Below are 23,143 nucleotides of genomic sequence, written 5' to 3'. Positions count from 1 at the left end.
ACCTGAATTATTATCACACATTCTTTTTCTTACTAGTATGTGAGAAAATATAATACTTAATCTTAACAATCAATAAAAAGAAGAGTCAATATATTCCCTAATAGTTCGAATTTTAAGTTTAAGTCGGACAAGTACAGATGCAGTACAGTTCATTATGATTATTTTTGTAGCATAACAGATAGAAATGTTTTATAATTTGAAATAGTTAAATATTTAGTAAACGCATTCAAATATCGTTCACTCTACAAGGGGGATTCTTCTTATGCAGCACGCAAACAAATCTGGAACTTTAAATCGTGGTTTAAAAGAACGACATATTACTTTAATGTCACTTGGCTCAGCTATTGGCGTTGGGCTATTTTTAGGATCCGCTTCCGCCATTAAACTAGCCGGTCCTTCTATTTTACTAGGCTATATGATTGCCGGACTCGTTATTTTTTTCATTATGCGAGCGCTTGGGGAAATGGCAATTGAACAACCTGTTGCCGGTTCTTTTAGTAAATATGCATATGATTATATTGGACCACTCGCTGGCTATATTACTGGTTGGAATTACTGGTTCTTATGGGTTGTTACTTGTATGGCTGAAATTACAGCAGCTGGTATTTACATGCAGTACTGGTTCCCAGATATTCCGCGCTGGACTTGGGCGTTACTTGCTCTATTATTAATGAGCGCTTTTAACTTCTTATCGGTAAAAGTATTTGGAGAACTTGAGTTTTGGTTTGCTCTCATTAAAATTGTCACAATTATCTGTATGATAGTAGTCGGAGCTGGTATTATTTTATTCGGATTCGGAAACGGTGGTATCGCTACTGGTATTTCAAATCTTTGGTCACATGGTGGCTGGTTCCCAAATGGATTTTCTGGGTTACTACTCTCCATGCAGATGGTACTATTCGCTTATTTAGGCGTTGAATTAATCGGTGTTACAGCTGGTGAGGCTCAAAATCCGAAGAAAACACTCGCAAAGGCAATCGATAACGTATTTTGGAGAATTCTTCTCTTTTACGTTGGGGCATTATTCGTTATGATGGCAATTTATCCATGGAACGAACTGGGTGAGAAAGGCAGTCCATTCGTATTAACATTCCAACAAATTGGTATCGCAAAAGCAGCAGGTATTATTAACTTTGTCGTATTAACAGCAGCTCTTTCTTCTTGTAACGGTGGTTTATTTAGTACAGGCCGTATGCTATATACATTAGCTCAGCAGAAAAAAGCTCCTGAAAGATTTGGTCGTTTAAATAAAAATGGCATTCCAAGCCAAGGAATTGTAGCAACTGCTATCGTTTTACTAATTGGTGTTATATTAAACTATCTCGTACCTGCAAAGGTATTTACATGGCTTACTAGCATTTCAACTTTCGGTGCAATTTGGACTTGGGGAATTATATTAGTCGCTCAAATTAAATTCCGTAAAAGCTTGCCTACTCAAAATAAACAAAAGTTATCGTATAAAATGCCTTTATACCCATTAAGCTCATATTTCTCACTCGTTTTCCTTGTATTAGTATTAGGTATAATGGCGTATTCAGAAGATACACGAATTGCATTGATTGTCGGCCCAATTTGGCTTATCGGCTTAGCAATCGTATATTACATGAAAGGGTTTCATAAGATTGATGAAACACCTAACTCAAAAATTAGTTAAGCAAAACATCCCTTCCTTATTACTTGGAAGGGATGTTTTTATATCTATATAAATATTTCTCAACAAAATTCACTTTATTTTTACATTTTTTTAATATTTTTTATGTTTTCCGTCTTTATTTTTACAGAAAAATAAATTACATTATTAAAGCACATATATTTATTATTAGGGGGATTCTTCTATGAAGAATAAAAAATGGATTACATTTTCTTTAGCAACAGCAATTACACTAAGTATAGGGACCTCGTTCATACCGTCTACTTATGCCGAAAGCTCTGTAGACCCAGCTCCTGAAATTGCTGCAAAAGTTGTAAATCAAAACAATGGGAAGAAAGTATTATTCGATAATACACACGGTCAAACTGCTGGGACAGCTGACTGGGTTATTGACGGCGGCTTTTCTGACTTCGGAAACGGCATTGCAAAAAACGGATATCACGTAAAGGAACTTCGTAAATCAACACCTATTACGTACGAAGACTTAAAAGATTACAATGTATTTATCGTTCCAGAAGCTAATATTCCTTACAAAAAATCTGAGCAGGACGCTATGTTACAATATGTAAAAAATGGTGGTAGTATCTTCTTTATTGCTGATCATTACAATGCAGATCGTAATAAAAATCGCTGGGACTCTTCTGAAGTATTTAATGGATATAGACGCGGTGCTTGGGATAATCCAGCAAAAGGAATGTCTAATGAAGAAGCAAATTCACAAGCTATGCAAGGAGTAGAAAGCTCTGATTGGCTCTCTGACAACTTCGGTATTCGCTTCCGCTACAATGCACTTGGTGATGTTTCAGCGAAAACAATTGTATCGCCTGAACAATCTTTCGGAATTACAAAAGGTGTTTCGTCTGTAGCAATGCATGCTGGTTCTACTCTAGCAATTACAAACCCAAAACTAGCAAAAGGACTTGTTTACCTTCCAGAAAATCCATCAAAATGGAATAACGCTGTTGATAGTGGCGTTTATAATGGCGGTGGTATTGCAGAAGGCCCATATGCTGCAATTGCAAAAGTAGGACTTGGAAAAGCTGCCTTTATTGGTGACTCTTCTCCTGTTGAAGATGCTACGCCAAAATACGTTCGTGAAGATTCTGGTCAAACAAAGAAAACTTATGATGGTTATAAAGAAGAAAACGATGCGATTTTATTAGAAAACATCGTAAATTGGTTATCAAATAAAGAGACATTTACAAGTTTAGATCAAGTAAATGGTTTACAACTTGATTCACCTACAGCTCTACAAACATTTGAACAGCCAAACTTATCAACAGAACCACAACCTGAACCTTGGAGTGCACCAAATGCAGGTTATCAATGGTTTAATACAAATACTTTTAAACCAGGTTCATACGGTTATAACGGTGCGGTAACAACAAGCGACTACGTCGTTACACACCCTAGCATTCTACCAAACAATGAAATTTTCCAAATGAAGATTCAAGTAAATAACTTACTACCTAATACAACGTATAACAACTATTCTTTAGGTATCTTCACTACTGGTGGAACACAAGTGGCTAAAGTACAAAATGCAAACGGCACTTGGCCATCTACTTTCGGATATAGTAGTGCATTTTCTTTCACAACAAACAGCTTAGGCTCTGCTGAGAAAGTTGTAAATGTACAGATTGATTCAAATACAACTGGACAAGCAACGCTTCGTCTACGCCAAAATACAACAACGAAATATAATGAAACTGTAACGATTAATAAGAAATAATAAAAAAGGCAATCCATACATGGATTGCCTTCTTCTCACTTCTCTTCCTTCGAGAAAAACATTCTTGAAATAACGATACCTATACTACCGACGATTAGGAATAACACTGCCCTAATCATCATCGATACCTCTGGTAAGTCAAGTAAGAATAACTTCCCTACCGTTACGACTAAAACGACTAAACCAGCATATAATATTTCATTCATATTTCTATTTCTTCCAAACCAAACCGCAAATAATGCATATACCATCCATAATAACGATACTGATACACTAATTACGCTTCCATCTGTAGATAAAACTTCACCGATTCTCGTAATTGTAATAAATACAATTATCATAAACCAATAGAGCACTATAGAATACATATATTTACCGAAGCTCGCTAATACTTCTTTCGCTTCTCTCATGCAATAATAGAACGTTCCTATTAAAATAAGATGAGCAACAAAGCCTGCCGAAATAAATTGATCAAACGGGCTAAAAATAGTCTGTATCATTCCAATTGCGTAAACCGTCGCACTAACATACAATTTTATCTGTTGTTTTACTTTAATAGAAGTGACCATGCCGAGGAAACCTTGTAACAATAGTACAATCGCTGCATTCACTAAACTATACTCATATAAAATTGCTAAACTAAATGCTCCCATTGCGAAACCAAATAAGAGATTTGTAAATGTAGAATGTCTATTTTTCCTATATTCACATACGAACATAGCGGCATGTACGAATGCACTAATAATCAATCCCCATGTTGTAAAATCAGGTATTTTTGAAATAGCTAGTATAAAGAACACTGCATTCGCACTAAATATCGCCAAACGTGGTTCTAGTATAAAACTTCTCTCCGTAAACATATGCCAAAATAATAGTAAATGAATCAAACCATATACAATCGTTAACTGCATTTGCAAGTTCTCTACTAACATTGACATAACAGCAAAGAAAACGAAAAGGACAATGGCTGCAACAGCGTAAGAAATCATATATAAGTATTTATAACGATTTTTCAACGCATACCATAATAAACTAAGTGTTAATACTGTCTCATATCCAAAGAAAATATAAGGATTAGGAGTCGTACTATTTAACAAGAATGGTACGAAGAACGCACCGACCGCTACGAAAATAGTAAGATATTCCGATTGATATCTTTTCGCTAAATAAATACCTAAAATAACCCATGCAATATTACAGAGAAACGCGACACTGGCCGGAATAAATCCATATAAATAATGTGCTGCAAACGTCGTTAGAACAATCCCGGTAATACTTCCTCCAGCTAATACTAATCCTAACGCTTGCCGCTCTCTTTTAATTTGAATATCTCCTATATAATACAACCCGATAGATAATGCGATACCAAACACAATTCGTATCGCTGGTGTTAATAAACCAGCATCTACCCCTGCTTTAAATAACCAGATCACTCCAAGCAACATAATACCGACAAATACACGCGGTAACCACGTCTGACAAAACTTAATAATATTAAATGGCTCTGGTTTAAAAGCCGATATATCTACTTGTTTTACCTCAGGTTCTTGCAAAGGCTCTTTTATCTTAACTATTTCTTCTTTTGGCTTTTCCTCCATTACCGTTTCAATATATTCTTTCTTGTTCTTACTAACATGTTGCTGAGCGTTTTCTACTTCTATTTCCCTTTGCTTTACTTTTAATTCAGCAAGTGCTTCTTGAATTGTTTCAATTGCCGTTTCGAGTGCTTCTATTTTCTTATCCAAATCCTTCTTCATACGCTCCCCCCTCATTCGTAACTCTCATTGAACCTATATATTACCAATTATCTTTATCATACTCTTAGTCTATTCATTTTCAATAGTATTTTTCCAAAAAAAGAAAGGTGTCTTCCCAAAATAGGAAAACACCTTTTTACTCATTTATTCTTATTTAGAACAATGCTAACGATAAAACCAAGACACATGCCTACAATAGCTGGAACAATCCACCCAACACCTTCTGTATAAAACGGGATGTATTTTAATGCTGACGTCCACTGATTCATCATTACATTTTTATTTAAAATGTCAATTGCACTAAATATCGCTACAACCAAAACAGTTACTGCATATACGTATGTATACTTTCCAATATACTGATGGAATAACCCTAGAATAATAAGCGTTAACGCAATTGGATAAATAAATCCAAGAATTGGTACTGATACTTTTAAAATTTGCGTTAACCCTAAATTAGCTAAGATCATACTAACAACGCTTACTATAAATGCCCACAATTTATAAGATACTTTCGGAAATGCACTCGCAAAAAATTGACTACAAGACGTAACAAGTCCAATTGAAACACATAAACACGCGATAGTAAAAATAAGACCTAATAAAACGACTCCGCCCTGTCCAAATAATGTAATCATAACTTGTGCTAACACTTTCGCACCGTTATCAAATGTTCCTAATGAGCCACTAATTGCCCCCACATATCCAAGGATGACATAAATAATAGATAATAATAGTCCTGCCCCAATTCCAGCAATACTCATATATTTCGCTAAACCTTTATCATCTTCAATACCCTTTGCACGTAATGCATTTGCAATAACAATTCCAAAGATTAAAGCAGCTAACGCATCCATTGTTAAATATCCATCTAAAAACCCTTGAAACATAGGAGCTTGTCCATAGTTCCCTATTGGTTCTTTCATATCTCCTACCGTTGTAAACATACTCTTTATAAAAATGAGTGCAATCATACATAATAATAACGGCGTCAAGACTTTTCCAAACAACCCCATTAATTTAGATGGGGATAAACTTAACCAGTAAACAATACTAAAGAAAATAACTGTGTAAAACAATAATAATCCGTTTCCTGCTTCAGGGAATAACTGACCTGGCCCCATTTCAAAAGCTAAACTTCCCGCACGTGGTATACCAAGCCCAGGTCCAATAAATACATACACGATACATGGAAAAATAATTGCAAATGAAGAATGAACCCTACCCGCTAACGTTTGAAAGCTTCCTGCTTTTGCAATAGAGATAACACCTAATATAGGAAGACCTGTTGCTGATATAATAAACCCTACTAATGAAATCCAAACATGTTCTCCTGCTTCATACCCAAGGAAAGGTGGAAATATAAGATTCCCTGCTCCAAAGAACATAGAGAATAACATAAGGCTAATAAGTAAAATTTCTTTTTTCTGTAACAATTTCATTTCTTTCTCCTTCTTTAATTTCATCTTTTATGAAATCAATTTCACATATAAAAAAGTACAATAACCCGCTTCCTTACAAAGAAAACATAGTCCATAGTCTATCACAAAAGAAACACCCATTCTATAGCTATTCCTCTTTTCCAATTTCTTCTGAAAAATCAACCTTTATTGACTTATAATAGTTAATAAAGTAAAATATTAAATGTACAAAATTATTAACTTTGTTTTTGTTTGTGTCAGGAGGAAAATAACATGGAATCAGCGATACAACTAGAAAGAGAACAACAAAGAAAAAAGAAACATCCTCCAGGTTTATACTTACTCTTCTTTACAGAAATGTGGGAAAGATTTAGTTACTATGGATTACGAGGATTATTAACATTATATTTAACGACAGCTTTAGTAAGCGGTGGTCTTGGGTTTAGTCCCGCATGGGCACTCTCTATTTACGGATTTTATACTGGAGCCTGTTATTTCACACCAATGATTGGTGGATACTTAACAGACCGTTTTCTAGGTAGACGAAAAGCAATCACAATTGGTGGTATAACAATGGCAATCGGTAACCTTACACTATTTGCCTTGCAAAACCAATTAGGTCTATACCTCGGATTAGCGCTTATTATTATAGGTAACGGATTCTTCAAACCGAACATCTCTACACTGGTTGGAGAATTATACGAAGAGAACGATCCAAAACGTGATAGTGCATTTACCATTTTCTATATGGGTATTAACGTCGGGTCATTTTTAGCTCCACTCGTTTGCGGATTTTTATCAGAAAATTTATTCAAAACAACAGTTGATGGCGTTGTACATTACGGATTCCGTTACGGTTTCTTAGCCGCTTCAATCGGAATGATCATTGGACAAATTTTATTTACAACACTATCAAATCGCTTCCTTGGTAATATCGGTAAGAAACCAACTCGCGATTTACAAACAGCTACTGGACAACCATCAGTAGGAGATACACCGTTAACAAAAAAAGAAAAACAACGTACCGCAGTTATTGTCATTTTAACATGCTTCGTTGTCTTCTTCTGGGCTGGCTTTGAACAAGCTGGTAGCTCATTAACATTATATACAAACAAATTTGTAGACCGCTCTGTGTTCGGATGGGAAGTTCCAACATCTTGGTTCCAATCGGTCAATCCATTATTTATTATTTTACTTGCTCCAGTCATTTCTGCATTATGGGCAAAACTTGCAACTCGCAAGCAGGGTGATTTAAAAATCCCAACTAAAATGGGACTTGGTATGATCTTACTCGGTATCGGTTATATCATTCTCGTTATCGCTACATTAAAAACAGGTAGTGATGAACATAACATTACAGAAAAAGCAAACTTACTGTTTATCGTCTTTACGTATCTTTTCCATACGTTAGGTGAGCTATTCTTATCACCTGTCGGACTATCAATGGTTAGTGCGCTTGCTCCGGTAAAATTAGCATCTTTATTAATGGGTGTATGGCTAGCAAGTTCAGGTATCGCCAACATTTTAGGCGGACAACTTGCAAGCTTCACAACTTCACTTGGATACGCTGAAGTATTCACAGTTATTGGCGCTGTGGCAATTGTATTAGGTTGTGTTTTATTATTAATTTCTAAGAAATTAGTGAAATGGATGGATTAAAAAAGATGAGGAATTTCTCCTCATCTTTTTTATGCTGTTTTACCTTTTTCTATTGCTTGTTCGTACAGCTCTTTATGTTCTTTATATTCACTTGGTACGAAACTCTTATAGAAGAATGAGAACCAGCTGTCTCCTTTTTTATACCCTTCTTCTCGAATTTCCGCTGCTTTTTTATTCGATTTAAATCCTTCAGTAAACCACTTCTTTAACAATTCATTTCGTTCATACTTAGCAGGAACTTTTAAATCATAGTTTTCAAATGCATACTTATAGCCAGCCTTTTCTACTGCCTTTTTTGTAGACTTATAGCCTTTTTCATACGCTGTTTCATATGCCTTCACGTATACTTCTTTCTCTCTATTTTCAGGATTCTTTTCAGCTAGTTCTTTCCCTGTCTTTTCCCCTAATTCAGCTTGCTCTTTTTCAATTTTTTCTGTTCTTTCTTTATTCCCTGCTTTGAACCCGTCTGCAAAGTTTACCTTAAACTCTGGAGCAACTTGACTATCGTCCATCGTCTCTTGTGCTAAACCTTGTTCTTTTCCTTTTTCAAAATGCGTTTTCTTCTGCTCTTCTAAAGACCATGCGGCTGCATAAGTCGCTTTAAACGCTTGTTTATATGCATCAGATTTTCCAGCTACATGCACTTCTGCATCATTTTTTCCTGCTTTAAAATCAGTTTCTCCATTCTTTTGACCTTCAAGTTGACCTTTTTCCATATCAGCTTGGCGCTGTGCTTCCTCTTGCTTACGTGCCTCTTCAGCTTTTCTTTGTTCCTCGGCTACACGTTGTCTCTCTTCTTCAGCTTTACGCTTTGCTTCTGCATTACGTTGTTTTTCAGCCTCAGCGTTGCGCTGTGCTTCTGCAGCACGTTGTTTTTCAGCCTCAGTATTGCGCTGTGCTTCTGCTTGTCTCTCAGTTTCTACAGCACTATTATTATTCTGACTAGGAGCTGGGCTCGTTACGCCACTACTAGAAGCTGGTTTATTGTGATAATGATATTCCCCATACTGTAATCCCCACTTCTCACAATTTGTACGACACGTATGTCCGCCATTAGCATCTGTACGCCCTGGATGCGCATAAGCTGAAATTGGAGCTACCAATAACGCTATACTCGTTGTTAAAAGAAGTTTCTTCACTTGTTGTCTCACTCTTGTTCCTCCCAAAATATAGAATTCTAACTTTATTATACATAAATAGAAGAATATTTAAATACGAACCGAAATATTCTATTATTTCTCAACATTAGTAAAAAAGAAGGTGAACTCTTTAAAGAGTTCACCTTCTTTTTTACTTCTTCGCCTTCGTTCCTACTAAATCACCAGCAACAACATAACGCTTAGAATTATCCTTTACAGATACACATGTAATAAGCGTTATCTCATCTTTCCCATGATCCTCTACAACTTCCCACTTATCAGGAGTTACTTCAGATACACCAGTAACCGCATACTCATATTCATTTTCATTGTCATACAAATAAATTTTATCGCCTTTTTTCAAAGAAGCTATATCACTAAATAAAACACCTTTTTTAGACATGTTATGTCCTGCTAGTGCGTAATTTCCTTTTCCCATAACTTGATTCTCTTTTACTGTCGCTGCACCTGATAATAAGTTTTTTTCAGTAGAAGCTTTCAAAACAGGCAGTTCTACTGAAACACTTGGAATCGAAATACGACCGATTACTTGTTTCTTATCTAATGATGCATTCGCTACTTCCGCCAAGTCTGGTTGATTAATTTTGGAAGCATCTACAAATTCCGTCTCATGCTTTTCATAATCCATCTTTTGAACAGCCTGCACATTTTCAGTCTGTTTCTTTTCAGCCTGATATCCATCATAAAATGGCTTTCCAATTAACACGCCACCTACAACAAATAGAAGGATTGCTACTATACTATAAATTCTTTGCTTATTCATATACAATTCCTTTCCCTTACAAAATCTTACTCTATATAAAATGATAAAATAATATCGCCATATGTACAAGTATTAGCTGAAAAGAAACCTTCTTGCCGGTGCAAGAAGGTTTCTTTTTAAGCTAATTTATTTCTGTATAGTGATACGTGAAATACTGTCATTTGAATAAAGAAAATCGAAAATATAATATATAATGGGTATCCAGGAAGATATTCATTAATAATAGGCGAAAAAGTTAAAAATCCAACTGCACAAGGTAACACAAACCATAACGATACAAATGTTGTTCGGCAAGCTTTATCCGTAATCGCTTTTTCACGTTCATCTTCTAGTGGAAATAATAATGGATACATCCAAAAAGATAAATTCTTATATTTTTTCTTTTGAATTCTATAAAAAATTGTAACTATAATTGCTCCAATAAATAATAAAATGAATGGTACTCCATTAAACCATACTTCAAATGGGAATTTCTCGTTTTTAATTATATCTGCTAACTCTGTAATGACACTATAAAATTCAACAAATGTCCAGCATGCTAAAGCAGTATAAAGCACGTTTATGATATAAGAAAAAACAATTCTATTCATCCTCTTCCCCCTCCTTATTTAAAACAAACACATCTTCCATCTTTAACTGAAACACATCACAAATCGTAAGTGCTAATAACAACGAAGGAACGTAATCCCCTTTTTCAATTGCTGCAATTGTTTGTCTCGTTACTCCAACCTTTTCTGCTAATACGCTTTGCGTAAAGTTAAAACGAGCTCTTAATTCTTTTACTCTGTTTAAAATGGTCAAATTTACCACCTCTCACCATTATTGTATGCTATCCTTAACAAAATGTAAACTCAACTTAACATTATTATTATAAAAAAATCCAACTTTACATATTGTAAAGTTGGATTTCGCTTTAGTTTAAAATTGTAACTTTAACTGTTCTTCTGCCCCAACTACTTGATGAACCTTTATCTGGCATTAAAACATCAATTCTATGCCCCTTAATAGCTCCACCAGTATCGGCTGCAATTGCTACTCCATAACCTTCAACATTTACAGTCTTACCTAATGGAATAACATTTGGATCTACAGCAATTAATTTCATTCCTGGGTTTGCAGTTAAGTTATAGTGTCCCCATGCAGAAAATACTTGTTGACCTGGTGCATAACCATTTTCCGCTGGATCAGCTGTATAAGCTGTAGCTTCTACATAAATTTCTTTCCCACCAGCAGTTGGCTTAGAAGGTGGTTCAGGTTGTGCAGGTTTGGTAGGTTGTACCTTCGAATTATTATTAGCAACTGGTTCAGCTGGTTTACTAGCTTTTTCCTGCTTTTGCTTTTCAGCAATTTCTGCTTGTGCTTTCGCTAAAGCTTCTTGCTCTGCTTTTGCAGCCGCTTCTGCTTTTGCACGCTCTTCCGCTGCGATTCTTGCTGCTTCTTGCTCACGAGCAATCGTTTCTTGTACTGTCTTCATATTTGATTCAATTTTAGCTTTTTCTTCCGCTGCTAAATTAAGTTGACTTGCAACTTCATTATATTTAGCTTGAACTGTTTGTAAGTTATCTTGACGCTTTTTCAAGTTATCTTGCAGTTCAGCTTGCGCTTTTGCTAATTTTTGTTTGTCTACTACTAAAGATGCTTCTTTTTCGTCAATTGTTTTCTTATCTTCTTCAATTTGACGAAGATCTTGTTCTTGTAGACGTAAAATTTCTTTATCAGCTTCTAGAATAGTAGAAACTGCGTTCATACGTTGTAAGAAGTCTGCAAAGTTTTTTGATTCTACTACAACTTCTACTACTAAACTTGTATTTGAACTGTTTTGAACAGAAACCATACGTTTTCTCATAATATCTTTACGAGCAAGGACTTTATCCTCCAAAACGACAATTTCTTGCTTTTTTTGCTCAATCTGCTTATGTGTTTCATCGATTTTACGTTGAATAGCAGCTTGATCCTCTTTATTTTTTGCAATTGTATTATTTAAATTATGTAGTTCGTTTTCGATACCTTTAATTTCTTTACTAACAGCTTGCTTCTCTTGCTCTTTCTTTTGCATTTCTGCATCGTTTTGTTGCAATTGCTGTTGCATGTTGTTAAGTTTCTCGTCGTTTGACTCTGCTTTAACAGCGACTGTACTAGAAAGACCGATAATTCCTGCTAATACTAGACAGCTGATTCGCTTAAAATAGTTCATAATCCGACTCCCTTCTTATACAGTTATACATGATTTATTTTACAGTTTGTTTACAAAACGATTAAATACAGTTTATTTTTCGTGACAAAAAAAAGAGAATTATGAATAAAATGTAATAGATTCTTAAATATTTAACAATTCCTATATTTAAAAAATACAAAAGATGCTAAAATCCAAATATAGAGAAAATATAACTTTCGAAGGCGGTTGAAATAAATACATGTTTACTCAAAAAAAATCACTCCAACATACAATTGCTCAATTAGAAGAGCGTATACAAGAATTAGAAGCAGAATTAAAACAAAAAGATATTGAAAAACAAGAGACTATTTCTACTATCCACGATCGTGTACAAAGTGTTGTCCAAGAGCATCAACTTGTAAATAACCAACATAATACACTTCAAAATTTAGTTCAACAATTAAGTTCATGTTTCGAAAATGTTTCAACACGTACGACACATTCCAATGAGCTAAATAATGAAATGTTACAAAAGGAACAAAGCTTAATTCAATCTATTGCAGAAATTATTGACTGCTCTAATGAAGGAAAAGAATCCGTTCACCGCTTACTTATTGTAATTAATAAATTAGGTGAACAATCTCAACGCACGTCTAATAGTATGAATCATCTAAGCGAACGCTCAAAGGAAATCGAGCAAATTGTAGAAGTCATTCAAAACATTGCAGCACAAACAAATTTACTTGCTTTAAATGCGAGTATTGAAGCCGCACGTGCTGGAGAGCACGGTAAAGGATTCGCTGTCGTTGCCAATGAAGTAAGAAAACTAGCGGAAAGTACAGCAGAAAGTACAAAAAACATCGGCAACTTAACGAAAAAAATTCAAGAAGAAATTGAAAAAGCATATGATAACACAAAAGATAATTTACATTTAGTCGATGAAGGTGTAGAAATGAGCGCCGATACAAATGCTAGAATTGAAAATATTTTAGTTATGATTCAAACGTTACAAAATGGTGCTACAAATGTTATTAAGGCTATTGAAAACCAAAAATCTTGTAATGATGACATATTACGAGAATTCGCTAACACACAACAAATGTTCCAAAAATTAAATACTACTATTATGAATCATATTCATGATGCTGAAAAAGTCGATGTTCAATTGTCTAAAAGTCTTCAAGGAACAGTAACTTCTTAATTAAAAATAAAAATCCCTTATACTGCTATAAGGGATTTTTATTTTATTTCGAATATTTATTTCTTTTCAATATTCATCCATATCTTTGTTATAATGGAAAAGTTGTTTCTTTCAACTAATAAACAAGGAGGTTATTATGGAACAATTTTACTACGTTTTAAAATATTTAATTCTCGGTCTGTTCCAAGGACTAACAGAACCAATTCCGATTTCTTCAAGTGGTCATCTCGTTTTAGCACAACATTTGCTAGAACTAAAAATAGAAGGGTTTAGCTTCGAACTACTTGTTAATTCAGCTTCATTATTAGCTGTATTACTTATTTATAGAAATCATTTAATTCGTCTAACAAAGAATGGTCTCTCTTATATATTTACAAGAGCAGAAGACGCAAAATCAGATTTCTTCTTTATTATTTATCTTGTTATGGCAACTATTCCAGCAGGTGTTATTGGTGTTTTATTTAAAGATTACATCGATCAGTACTTAAAAGGTGTGAAGATGGTTGGGATTTCCCTTCTTATTACTGCTGTCGGCCTTTGGATTATTAGAAATTTACGCGGTCGTAAAAATGATGGCGACCTTTCTATGAAAGATGCAATCATCGTCGGATTAGCACAAGCTTGCGCACTGATTCCCGGAATAAGCCGATCTGGTGCCACAATCGTAGCAGCAATGTTACTTGGTATGAAGCAAGAAACAGCTCTTCGCTTCTCATTCTTACTATACATTCCTGTTAGCTTAGGTGGCTTATTGTTAAGCATTACAGACATTGCAAATGATCCAAATCTAGACACATTATTCGTACCATATGTCGTTGCATTCATCGCAACATTTATCATGACGTATATTTCACTAAAATGGTTTATGAACATTATGGCAAAAGGAAATTTAAAATATTTCTCTTTCTATTGTATTATCGTAGGTGTACTTACTCTTATTTTCTTATAAAGTAAAACTTACAAATTAAAAGCGAGTCATCTAGTGTAATAGAATAACTCGCTTTTTTATACCTTTATTAAGTTAAAACCTATTATTCACTTATAATTTTCTGAATAGTATAATTTTTATAAAGTTCACTATTACAGTAATTCTATCTTTCCTACTATTATCGTAAAAGAGGTGTTTATATGTTTATAGTTACTAAACTCATTCACATTAAGTACGGATATGAAAATGAGCTACTTTATGGGCTTAAACAATATTATCCTTCCCCCGGAACGAACGGTTGTATTAACATAGAGTTTTCACCTGTTCATCGTACAAATGATAAGGCAGAGTATATGATTCGTATGTTATGGAAAACACAACAAGATTACCATACATGGCTTTCTCAAAAAGAAGGCAATGAAACTTTGAAGCACAAAATACAAGGCTATATCCTTTCTTCCAAATCAAATGCTACCTATGTGCATTAATCCTTCTCTTTTTATTCCTTACGAGGGCCAAAATGATAAAGTGAAACTTTAATCAGCCCTCATCAATTGGGCTGTTCACAAATAACGAGATAAGGACCCTCTTACTTTTCATACTGTAAGAGGGCTTCTCTTATGCATACACTTTCTTCTCTTGACAATACAAACGAATAACATGTTTATTTTGTTGAAATACATCATGTGTCAGCCGAATAATAATAAAGTTTCGTTTTGTTTGATCATCATAAACAAAAATCTGTTCTCCCTCCTGAAAACGCCATGCACTTTCAAAAGTCGTAATATGATCCCCACTTACAGAAAAAAGTTCATATCGCATCTCTTGTACCCTCTCTCAAATTATGTAATCACAATATCCTTATATTTAATTTATTATAACTTAATCCCTATAAAATTAGTAATTATTTCTATTTCGAAAAATTTTAACTTTGTATTTAAATATTTTTAGCGCTATAATGATAAACGAATTTTTATTGAAAGGAGTTTTACTTTGACTGCATATTTATTTCCAGTGAAAACAGCATTTATTTTATTTCCTTTTTTAGCAATGTTTCTTTTAATCCCTTTTTTAATATTTAATTATCGAAAATACGGTTATTTAAATAAATGGCGCTCATTTATTTTATACTCATTATTACTTTACTTATTAAATGCCTATTTTCTTGTTATTTTGCCGTTGCCACAAACGTTTGATACTTGTAGCCTACAACCGGCTAATACACAACACATGCAACTCTCACCATTTTATTTCATACAAGAGATTAGTAGTCATACATCGGCAGTTTTAACGAAACCAACTACTTATTTCTACTTATTAAAAGAGTCTGCGTTTTTACAAGTTGCCTTTAATGTTCTATTAACTGTTCCATTCGGCATTTACTTACGTTATTATTTCCGACGTAGTTTCTTACAAACAATTTGCATTTCCTTTTTCCTTTCACTATTTTTTGAGCTAACACAAGTGACTGGATTATACGGTATATACAATTGTGCATACCGATTATTTGATATCGATGATTTATTTTTAAATACATTAGGTGGCGTAATTGGTTTTATCATTGCACCAATATTTACGTACTTCCTTCCGAAGACAAACGAGTTAGATAGTCATATTAATTTGGAAACGAAACCAGTCGGATTCATTCGTCGCCTTATCGCGATGCAAATTGATTGGATTTTCTTATCTATCGTCGTACCTGTCGTTAAAAACAAAGGGAATTCTTTCTTCGTTTCTAATATGCAATCTTACACGAATATGTATGAACTCATTTTCATTACGTGTTCAATCCTTATTTACTTTATTATTATTCCATACTTTACGAATGGAAAAACAATTGGGAAAGCATTGCTTCGCATTCACGTGAAAGGAAAATCAAATCGTATTACATTAAAAGAACTATTTATTCGCTACGGTATATTTTATTTTGCGTTAGGCGGAATCAATTATATTCTTTCTAGTAGCTCTATTTTAAATCACACAGAGCCTTTAGTATTACTCGTTACATTGTTATTCCTATTTATCATTAACGGCCTATTCATTATTCATGTTTTACTTCATGTATTTAGCCGTGATAAACTACTATTTTATGAACATATTAGTCATACAAGAAATGCAATTACACTAAAAAAAGCTGACAAATAATTATTTGTCAGCTTTTTCATATACATAATGTGAAACTTTAATCAGCCCCGACCTAACTTCTTTGCTTCCGCTGAATTTTGAGGTGGGGGTCTTACTGCCTGACAAATAGCGGGATAAATAACTTTTCTGCATAAGGATTAAAAAACATTCCAAGTTCATCTAGAGATTTCCTCACCTGTAAAAACGACTGAAACTCTGGATATATATCTTGTAATTGCTCATACGATAATGTATGCATTTTCCCCCAATGCGGACGCCCTTCATACTTCAGAAAAATTTTTTCCACTTCGCCAAAGTAAGCAGCATATTTCATACCTTTATACATATGAACAGCGATATACGCTGAATCTCTTCCATAGGCTGGACTAAGCCATATATCATCCCCTTTTACATAGCGGCATTCGATTGGGAAGTGCACCTTATACTTTTTCTTTTCAATAAGATTTGAGATTTCTTCTACAACCGTCCTCATATACTTTGAAGGAATGCTATACTCCATTTCATAAAATGGTACCGTACGTGATGTAGCAAATACTTCATAGCTCGGGCCAATTATTTTTGTGTTTGGTACAGCTTTAGCTGATAATCGACTCACTCCTTTACTTATAGAAGGAAACCATTTACATCCTTTAGATAGTAAAGAGAACATCCTATTTTCAAGTAACTCTACCTTTAGTTTATGCCATTTCAAATCACTGCCTTTATTCGTTGTTTCGTTCGTAAGTTTCACTTGTACTTCATCAGAATAAGGAAAAACGAAAAATTCAAAATGACGATGCTTCTTATATTCTTCTAGTTTGTTCATTACAGTAGATAATGACTGTTTCTCACTTTCATAAACGAGTGAATACGCTGGAATAACCTTCAATTTTATCTTTACAATGATACCTAACATTCCAAGTGACAACTGAAACGCTCTCCAATATTCTACGTTCTCAGCTTCCGAACAAACTATACTCTCACCATTAGATAAAACTGCCGTAATCTCTATAACTTGTGTTGATAAACTCCCAAAGGTAATACCCGTTCCATGAGTCCCCGTACTAATCGCTCCTGCAATAGATTGTAAATCAATATCTCCTAAATTTTCTTGCGCATAACCTTTTTCCTCAAGTAACTTCCCTAAATCATATAACTTTGTTCCTGCCCATACTTCAGCAACCATCTTCTCTGCATCAATATTCACAATACCCTTCAATTCATCTAAAGAAACTAAAACTTCTTCCGTTTGCACAAGGGGTGTAAACGAATGTCCTGAACCGACAACACGAATTTTCTTCCCCTTTTTTCGCGCAAGCCCCACAACTTCTACTACATCTTGTATACTTTCTGGATACATCGTATAATGCGGCGTTCCTTCTACATTCCCTGTCCAATTTCTCCACTTTTGTCCCTTTATAGAAAGCATTGGCCATCCCCCCGATATGTTGAATACTCCCCAACAATCTCTCCTTTTTTAACACGATACAAAAAAGGAAAACGCTCACATAACTCACCAGCTTTACTATGGCGAAACAATATGGACTCTCCTATATCCACTCGTTCCTCGCCGTTATAAAAAATTGGTGTTTGTACCTCTCCAGCACCTTCTAAAGCTAATAGTTTTGCACCCTTCGGTCTCCAAACTTCAGGCTCTTTATCTTTTCCAACTGCTCCTGAAGCAATATATCCACCACCTAGGCAAGTGTAAATAAACGGGACTGGTTTCCGCACAACTGGTAAGGCAAATCCGACCGCTGGATGAAATTTCACCTCTTTATAATAATCAAACAGCTTTGGAGAATAAAAAGCAGAACCTACTGTAATCTCTGAAACTGAATTATCTTTCTCGGTTGTTTTTATGCTTCCTGTTCCGCCTCCATTTACAAACCTTAGCTCAATACCAATGTTTTGTATTGCTTTTACAATATGTTCTCTTCTTTCTTTAACTTCTAGCACTGATTTCTGCTTTAAATACGAAATCACTTTACTTTTCAACCATTGATTCGGTATATGATCTCCCACCCCAGCAATTTGAGCTTCATAACCCATCACACCATCTAACATTAAATATGATGACCTTCTCACCTTTTCTACTACTTTCAACGCATCCTGCACATTTTTTACTGGGGACCTTTGTACACCAAAATGAAATTGAAAGAAACGACTACTCATATCAATATCCAAACAAACACGAAAACATCCTTTAGATTTCTCAGCAATGTTTTCTAAATACACAATATGCTCTTCACAATCCACCATACAAGTTATAATGAAACCTTTCTTTGTTAACAAACTAATTTCATACAGAGCTCTTTCATCGTAAGCAGGATATCCAAGCAATAAATCATTAAATCCTTGTTCTATTAAAAATAAAATCTCTCTAGGTGAAAAGCACATAATACCTTGAAATCGATCATTTGCAGCTAAAATCTTTTGCATAATCGGAACAGAGCGTAACGATTTACTCGCTATACGAATCTTTTTATTTCCACTTAACTCTATAATCGATTGAATATTTCTATCTAAAGCCACTTCATCCAAAAATGCACACGGTAATGGAACTTCTTTAAAAAGTCCTCGATCCACATTTTTCTCTCCTCTTCTCAATATGTCTTATACATATTGGAAAGAAAGTGTGATTTTCCTGTTTGCAAATAAAAAAAGTTTCTTCTTTACGAAGAAACTTTTTGAAACTACTTCATAGAAAGAGTCGCCTCTACTGGATAATGATCAGAGTAATCATTATACGTATATTTTTGGAACCATGATGTAACAGTCCATTGTGGAGATTTCGGCTGTAACACCTTATTCTCTATATACGATGGGTTCGCATGGTCTTTACTTGCAATAATATAATCTAAATACTCAGCAGGACTATCAGGGAAATTATATTTTGCAATACTGTTTGTCGTCGCGTCCCAAGTCGCTGTATGTCCAGTATAAGATGGTACAGAAGCGTTCAATGTTTTAAACATAGATGCATACTCTGAATCATTCTTGTTCTCTGTATTTATTTTATTTACGTTCATATCACCACCAATTAACACATACTCATTCTTTGGTATATTTTTATTTTTAATAAAGTCTTGAATTTCTTTTAATTGGTCTGTACGTACAGATGCAGGTGAAGTTTTTCCGCACATGCTATCTTCCGCTTGCAAATGCGTACCAATCACGTGAATGAAACGATCATTTTTCTTAATTTTCGTGTATACAAATCCTTTATTCGATAAATTATCTGGCCCGCATCCTTTTGCAAATACGTATTGAATCTTTTCAGCGATTGGCCATTTGCTCACAATCGCAACGCCACCATCTTCAGGAGTTGAAGATGAATAGTTTCCTAACGTCTTGTCCCATTCGCTACCACTACTACGACCTAATACCGCTGTTTGATTTGGATATTCTTTCTTCAAATTCCCTAATAAACGATCTGAGGCGCTATTATCAAACACTTCATTTAATATAACTACATCTTGATTCTTTATATAATCTGCCGCCCCAATTAAATCAGCACGCTCAGTTTGTCCCCAGTTCGGATATAAGTTTGTTGATAGCATATATACATTATGCGTCATCACTTTTAATGTATCATTTTGATTTGTAGACGCTTCTGCTTGAGCTGACGTTCCGCTATATAAAGCCCCTAAACCAACACCTAAGCTAAGTACACCTTTTAGCAATTTACCTTTCACGTTTCATACCTCCATGTATTGTATAGTGATAAAAAGGCCAAATACTCTATTCTGAGATTTGACCTTTTTTAAATACTTAACGATTTCCGTACGTATCAAACCAAAGCTGAATATATCCAGCAGTAACACGTTGTGCATCCATTAAACGCTTACCTGTCATTGGTGTAACTTCAGCGCGCCATTTATCTGCATATTCTTGTGATACAGCAGCTCTCACGAACCAATCTTTCGTATTATCATTTACAATGCCAGCGTAATCTTGTTTCGCAACTACTGCCGCTCCATGAATCCAATCTTCTGGATTCGTACCTTTCCAGTTCCAATATCCATTTCCATCCGTTACTTTATAGTTATCTTTTATCGTATCTACAAAGTTTTCATATTTAGAATGGAACCCTTGTGGATATGAAAGGTTCGTAAAGTTTGCCGCATGCATCGGTTGATTTACATCCCCTAAATAATGAAGAGATAATCCTAAATAGAAGAATGCTTGTTTCATATCTTTATTTTTGTAAGACTCACCAGCTAATTTAAAATATTTAGCTCCCGTTTCCTTTGCCTGCTTTGCATACGGAATATAAGTTTTCCCATTGTCAGGGTCATAGAAATGTGAAGCAAATGTGCTATTATCATAATAAGGATTTTCATAGTCAGCAGCATAAATACCGTTCTCTAACTCCGTACGCCATTCATTTAATAGTGCAACTCGATCTTGTTTTACAAGTGTTGTATTACGAGACATAATATCAATTGCACGGTTTACAATCCATAAATGAGAATTCACGCCTTCTTTATGTTTATCTTCAGCAGACCAGCGCGGAATAACTCCAAATCTCTGTGCCCCATCATTTTCATGAGCAAATGCAACACTTTGTAATGGAGCAACTAATGTAATAGCTGCTGCTAAAGCAAGTACTTTCTTTTTCATATAAAATCCTCCATTTTATAATTGAATTATTGTAAACATTTTGTTAGGATCCTATGATGTCGTCCGGTTAACCTATGACTAGAATATCCCACCTTTCACGAAATTTCTATCACTAAATTAAAATATGCAAATGTTCATATCATTATAACTTTATACACAGTGAATATAATGAATGAATACACTTTCATTTTAATAAACTATTATTAAGGCTTGTCTAAACTAATGTAAAAAAAAAGTAAAGCATCTGAATGCTTTACTCTTTTTTTCTATTCGATAATATACTTGGCAATTGTACATTAACTGCTAACTTATGAATAAATCCAAACACTAATCCAATCCCAATAAATATGTATAAGATTGTAAATATCTTTCCGAAATCAGTTTGCGGACTAAAATTCCCATCACCGACAGTCGTCAACGTGACCACACTAAAATATAAAGCGTCAATAGGACGTAATTCTTCAACTGTACTATAAAAAATCGTACCCGATATTAAAGTCAAAATTGTTAATACGAATAATACTTGAAATTCTTTATCTTTCCACGCTCGTAAACAGGCTCTTAACATTCGCTTTAAAGTTAACAAAAATGAAAGCATTAGATTCTCCCTTCCAAACAAAAATACATTTAGTCAAAGGAAAGTCTATCACCTTTCAGTATAGAAAAAAAGTAGCCCTCTTCTATTTCTAGAAAAGGGCTACTCTTTTCGATTCTATCTTATTTAGGTGAAACAAGAATTTTCACTTGTGTTTTATCTTTTACAAGTGCTTCAAATCCTTCTTCAACAACTTGATCGACTGTAATTTTTTTCGTAATTAATTTCTCTGCTTGAATTTGACCAGAGCTAATTAATTTAATAACAGCTGGGAAGATGTGACGGTATCCTAAAATACCAATAACTTCTTTTTCTTTTAATACTAAGTTATTTGGAGTAATTGTTGCGTCTTTTTCCCATACACTAACAATTACAGTTTGTCCTTCGAAGCTTGTACTTTCAATCGCTTGACGTAGTACAACTTCAACACCTGTTACTTCAAAGCTAACATTTACACCTAAACCATTTGTTAAGTTACGAATTTCAGCTAACACATCTTGAGTTGCTGGATTTAATACATAATCCGCACCTGCTAATTTCGCTAACTCTTGACGTTCTTTAGAAAGTTCAACTGCAATAACAGGAGTCGCTCCTGCTGCTTTAGCTGCTTGGATAACAAGAAGTCCAATTGGACCGCAACCAAATACTGCTACAGCTTCCCCTTCTTTTAATTTACTTTGACGTACTGCATGAACTGCTACTGCTGCTGGTTCTACAAGCGCACCTTGTTCATACGTCATTTCATCTGGAATGTGATGAACCATATCTTCTGGTACTACTGTATATTCAGAGAAACCGCCGCCTTCTCCGCCAAGACCGTGGAAAACAAGTTGTTCACAAACATTGTAATGTCCATGTTTACAAGCTTCACATTTACCACAAGAATAAATTGGTTCTACAACAACGCGGTCTCCCACTTTATGAGATGTAACTCCTTCACCAATCTCTATTACCTCACCACTAAACTCATGACCTAAAATAACAGGTGCTTTCACATGTGTTAATGGATGTTCTTCTGTTGGAATAAAAATAGGCCCTGCTAAATATTCATGCAAGTCTGTCCCACAAATACCACACCATTTAACTTTGATTTTCACTGTTGCTGGTTTTACTGTTGGTTCTGGTACTTCTTCTACTCGTACATCACGTTGATTATGCCAAAGTAGTGCTTTCATTTTATACATCCCTCTCTATGTATATACTTAACCTGGTGAAGTTTACAATTCTATTATAATACTTCTATCCATATATTTCAAAAAAACAATCGCATCTCTACTAATTTTTTACAAATAACGTTCAATATTTTGTCACTTTGTACTTTTTTCCACATCTGTTAATTCAATTTCATTGCAGGTGAAATTAGCATTGTGC

20 protein-coding genes and 1 pseudogene are annotated in these 23,143 nt (G+C 34.6%); 7 read left to right on the top strand and 14 right to left on the bottom strand.

Going from position 1 to position 23,143, the window contains the following annotated elements; genetic code table 11:
• Positions 1-262 precede the first annotated feature (262 nt).
• Both ACTFRH_RS23905 and ACTFRH_RS23900 read left to right on the top strand, forming a co-directional pair.
• Positions 263-1,654 carry an amino acid permease gene (locus ACTFRH_RS23905; RefSeq protein ID WP_001163362.1) on the top strand — a complete coding sequence of 464 codons (1,392 nt, stop codon included), beginning with the start codon at positions 263-265 and terminating at the stop codon, positions 1,652-1,654.
• Between the two features lie 181 nt (positions 1,655-1,835).
• Entirely contained in the window at positions 1,836-3,383 is a 1,548-nt protein-coding gene (locus ACTFRH_RS23900) for a DNA-binding protein (RefSeq protein ID WP_000791506.1), read from the top strand.
• A gap of 35 nt (positions 3,384-3,418) precedes the next feature.
• Here ACTFRH_RS23900 and ACTFRH_RS23895 read toward each other — a convergent pair whose 3' ends face one another.
• Both ACTFRH_RS23895 and brnQ1 read right to left on the bottom strand, forming a co-directional pair.
• Positions 3,419-5,140: a DUF2339 domain-containing protein gene (locus ACTFRH_RS23895; protein ID WP_000710922.1), complete on the bottom strand. Its 1,722-nt coding sequence runs from the start codon at positions 5,138-5,140 to the stop codon at positions 3,419-3,421.
• A 140-nt stretch (positions 5,141-5,280) separates the two neighbouring features.
• The gene (gene brnQ1, locus ACTFRH_RS23890; RefSeq protein ID WP_000771693.1) at positions 5,281-6,582 is read right to left on the bottom strand and encodes a branched-chain amino acid transport system II carrier protein BrnQ1; all 1,302 of its coding nucleotides are present in this window, start codon (positions 6,580-6,582) and stop codon (positions 5,281-5,283) included.
• Between the two features lie 252 nt (positions 6,583-6,834).
• Here brnQ1 and ACTFRH_RS23885 point away from each other — a divergent pair, with 252 nt between their 5' ends.
• Positions 6,835-8,220, top strand: a complete 1,386-nt coding sequence (locus ACTFRH_RS23885; RefSeq protein ID WP_000443145.1) for a peptide MFS transporter — start codon at positions 6,835-6,837, stop codon at positions 8,218-8,220.
• Positions 8,221-8,249: 29 nt separating this feature from the next.
• On the opposite strand, the gene ACTFRH_RS23880 is transcribed toward ACTFRH_RS23885, so the two are convergent.
• From ACTFRH_RS23880 to ACTFRH_RS23860, 5 genes are all read right to left on the bottom strand, one after another.
• Complete coding sequence (locus ACTFRH_RS23880; protein ID WP_001249823.1) at positions 8,250-9,371, bottom strand: YHYH domain-containing protein; 1,122 nt, start codon at positions 9,369-9,371, stop codon at positions 8,250-8,252.
• Between the two features lie 139 nt (positions 9,372-9,510).
• Positions 9,511-10,143, bottom strand: a complete 633-nt coding sequence (locus ACTFRH_RS23875; protein WP_001041724.1) for a class A sortase — start codon at positions 10,141-10,143, stop codon at positions 9,511-9,513.
• Positions 10,144-10,259: 116 nt separating this feature from the next.
• Positions 10,260-10,733, bottom strand: a complete 474-nt coding sequence (locus ACTFRH_RS23870; RefSeq protein ID WP_001080041.1) for a hypothetical protein — start codon at positions 10,731-10,733, stop codon at positions 10,260-10,262.
• Positions 10,726-10,944 carry a helix-turn-helix transcriptional regulator gene (locus ACTFRH_RS23865; RefSeq protein WP_000154019.1) on the bottom strand — a complete coding sequence of 73 codons (219 nt, stop codon included), beginning with the start codon at positions 10,942-10,944 and terminating at the stop codon, positions 10,726-10,728. The genes ACTFRH_RS23870 and ACTFRH_RS23865 overlap by 8 nt, the downstream gene beginning before the upstream one ends.
• Positions 10,945-11,056: 112 nt before the next feature.
• Positions 11,057-12,337, bottom strand: coding sequence for a 3D domain-containing protein (locus tag ACTFRH_RS23860; RefSeq protein ID WP_001105790.1), 1,281 nt, complete (start codon positions 12,335-12,337; stop codon positions 11,057-11,059).
• Positions 12,338-12,968: 631 nt separating this feature from the next.
• On the opposite strand from ACTFRH_RS23860, the pseudogene ACTFRH_RS23855 reads away from it, so the two are divergent.
• The 3 genes and pseudogenes from ACTFRH_RS23855 to ACTFRH_RS23845 form a co-directional block, all read left to right on the top strand.
• A pseudogene (locus tag ACTFRH_RS23855) lies at positions 12,969-13,499 on the top strand (methyl-accepting chemotaxis protein); the annotation flags it as partial.
• A gap of 136 nt (positions 13,500-13,635) precedes the next feature.
• Positions 13,636-14,448, top strand: coding sequence for an undecaprenyl-diphosphate phosphatase (locus ACTFRH_RS23850; protein WP_000434791.1), 813 nt, complete (start codon positions 13,636-13,638; stop codon positions 14,446-14,448).
• A 179-nt stretch (positions 14,449-14,627) separates the two neighbouring features.
• Positions 14,628-14,915 (top strand): hypothetical protein, encoded by a 288-nt coding sequence (locus tag ACTFRH_RS23845; protein WP_000471252.1) that lies wholly within the window; start codon positions 14,628-14,630, stop codon positions 14,913-14,915.
• Between the two features lie 130 nt (positions 14,916-15,045).
• Here ACTFRH_RS23845 and ACTFRH_RS23840 read toward each other — a convergent pair whose 3' ends face one another.
• Complete coding sequence (locus ACTFRH_RS23840) at positions 15,046-15,249, bottom strand: hypothetical protein (RefSeq protein ID WP_001268333.1); 204 nt, start codon at positions 15,247-15,249, stop codon at positions 15,046-15,048.
• A 171-nt stretch (positions 15,250-15,420) separates the two neighbouring features.
• Here ACTFRH_RS23840 and ACTFRH_RS23835 point away from each other — a divergent pair, with 171 nt between their 5' ends.
• On the top strand, positions 15,421-16,572 hold the full coding sequence (locus ACTFRH_RS23835) for a VanZ family protein (protein ID WP_000128028.1): 1,152 nt from the start codon (positions 15,421-15,423) through the stop codon (positions 16,570-16,572).
• 91 nt (positions 16,573-16,663) lie between these two features.
• On the opposite strand, the gene ACTFRH_RS23830 is transcribed toward ACTFRH_RS23835, so the two are convergent.
• From ACTFRH_RS23830 to bdhA, 6 genes are all read right to left on the bottom strand, one after another.
• Positions 16,664-17,980 carry a D-arabinono-1,4-lactone oxidase gene (locus ACTFRH_RS23830; RefSeq protein WP_000948946.1) on the bottom strand — a complete coding sequence of 439 codons (1,317 nt, stop codon included), beginning with the start codon at positions 17,978-17,980 and terminating at the stop codon, positions 16,664-16,666.
• Positions 17,968-19,140 carry an amino acid deaminase/aldolase gene (locus ACTFRH_RS23825; protein WP_000373793.1) on the bottom strand — a complete coding sequence of 391 codons (1,173 nt, stop codon included), beginning with the start codon at positions 19,138-19,140 and terminating at the stop codon, positions 17,968-17,970. The genes ACTFRH_RS23830 and ACTFRH_RS23825 overlap by 13 nt, the downstream gene beginning before the upstream one ends.
• A gap of 107 nt (positions 19,141-19,247) precedes the next feature.
• Positions 19,248-20,249, bottom strand: a complete 1,002-nt coding sequence (gene sph / locus ACTFRH_RS23820; protein WP_000676791.1) for a sphingomyelinase C — start codon at positions 20,247-20,249, stop codon at positions 19,248-19,250.
• Positions 20,250-20,325: 76 nt separating this feature from the next.
• Positions 20,326-21,177 carry a phospholipase CerA gene (gene cerA / locus ACTFRH_RS23815; protein ID WP_000730995.1) on the bottom strand — a complete coding sequence of 284 codons (852 nt, stop codon included), beginning with the start codon at positions 21,175-21,177 and terminating at the stop codon, positions 20,326-20,328.
• Positions 21,178-21,430: 253 nt separating this feature from the next.
• Complete coding sequence (locus ACTFRH_RS23810) at positions 21,431-21,775, bottom strand: potassium channel family protein (RefSeq protein ID WP_000948209.1); 345 nt, start codon at positions 21,773-21,775, stop codon at positions 21,431-21,433.
• Between the two features lie 119 nt (positions 21,776-21,894).
• Positions 21,895-22,947 carry a (R,R)-butanediol dehydrogenase gene (bdhA, locus tag ACTFRH_RS23805; protein WP_000645819.1) on the bottom strand — a complete coding sequence of 351 codons (1,053 nt, stop codon included), beginning with the start codon at positions 22,945-22,947 and terminating at the stop codon, positions 21,895-21,897.
• Between the last annotated feature and the right edge of the window lie 196 nt (positions 22,948-23,143).

The organism is Bacillus cereus group sp. MYBK216-1 (assembly GCF_051916495.1).
Lineage (GTDB): Bacteria > Bacillota > Bacilli > Bacillales > Bacillaceae_G > Bacillus_A > Bacillus_A thuringiensis_K.
This window is presented reverse-complemented; position numbering and strand designations above follow the sequence as displayed.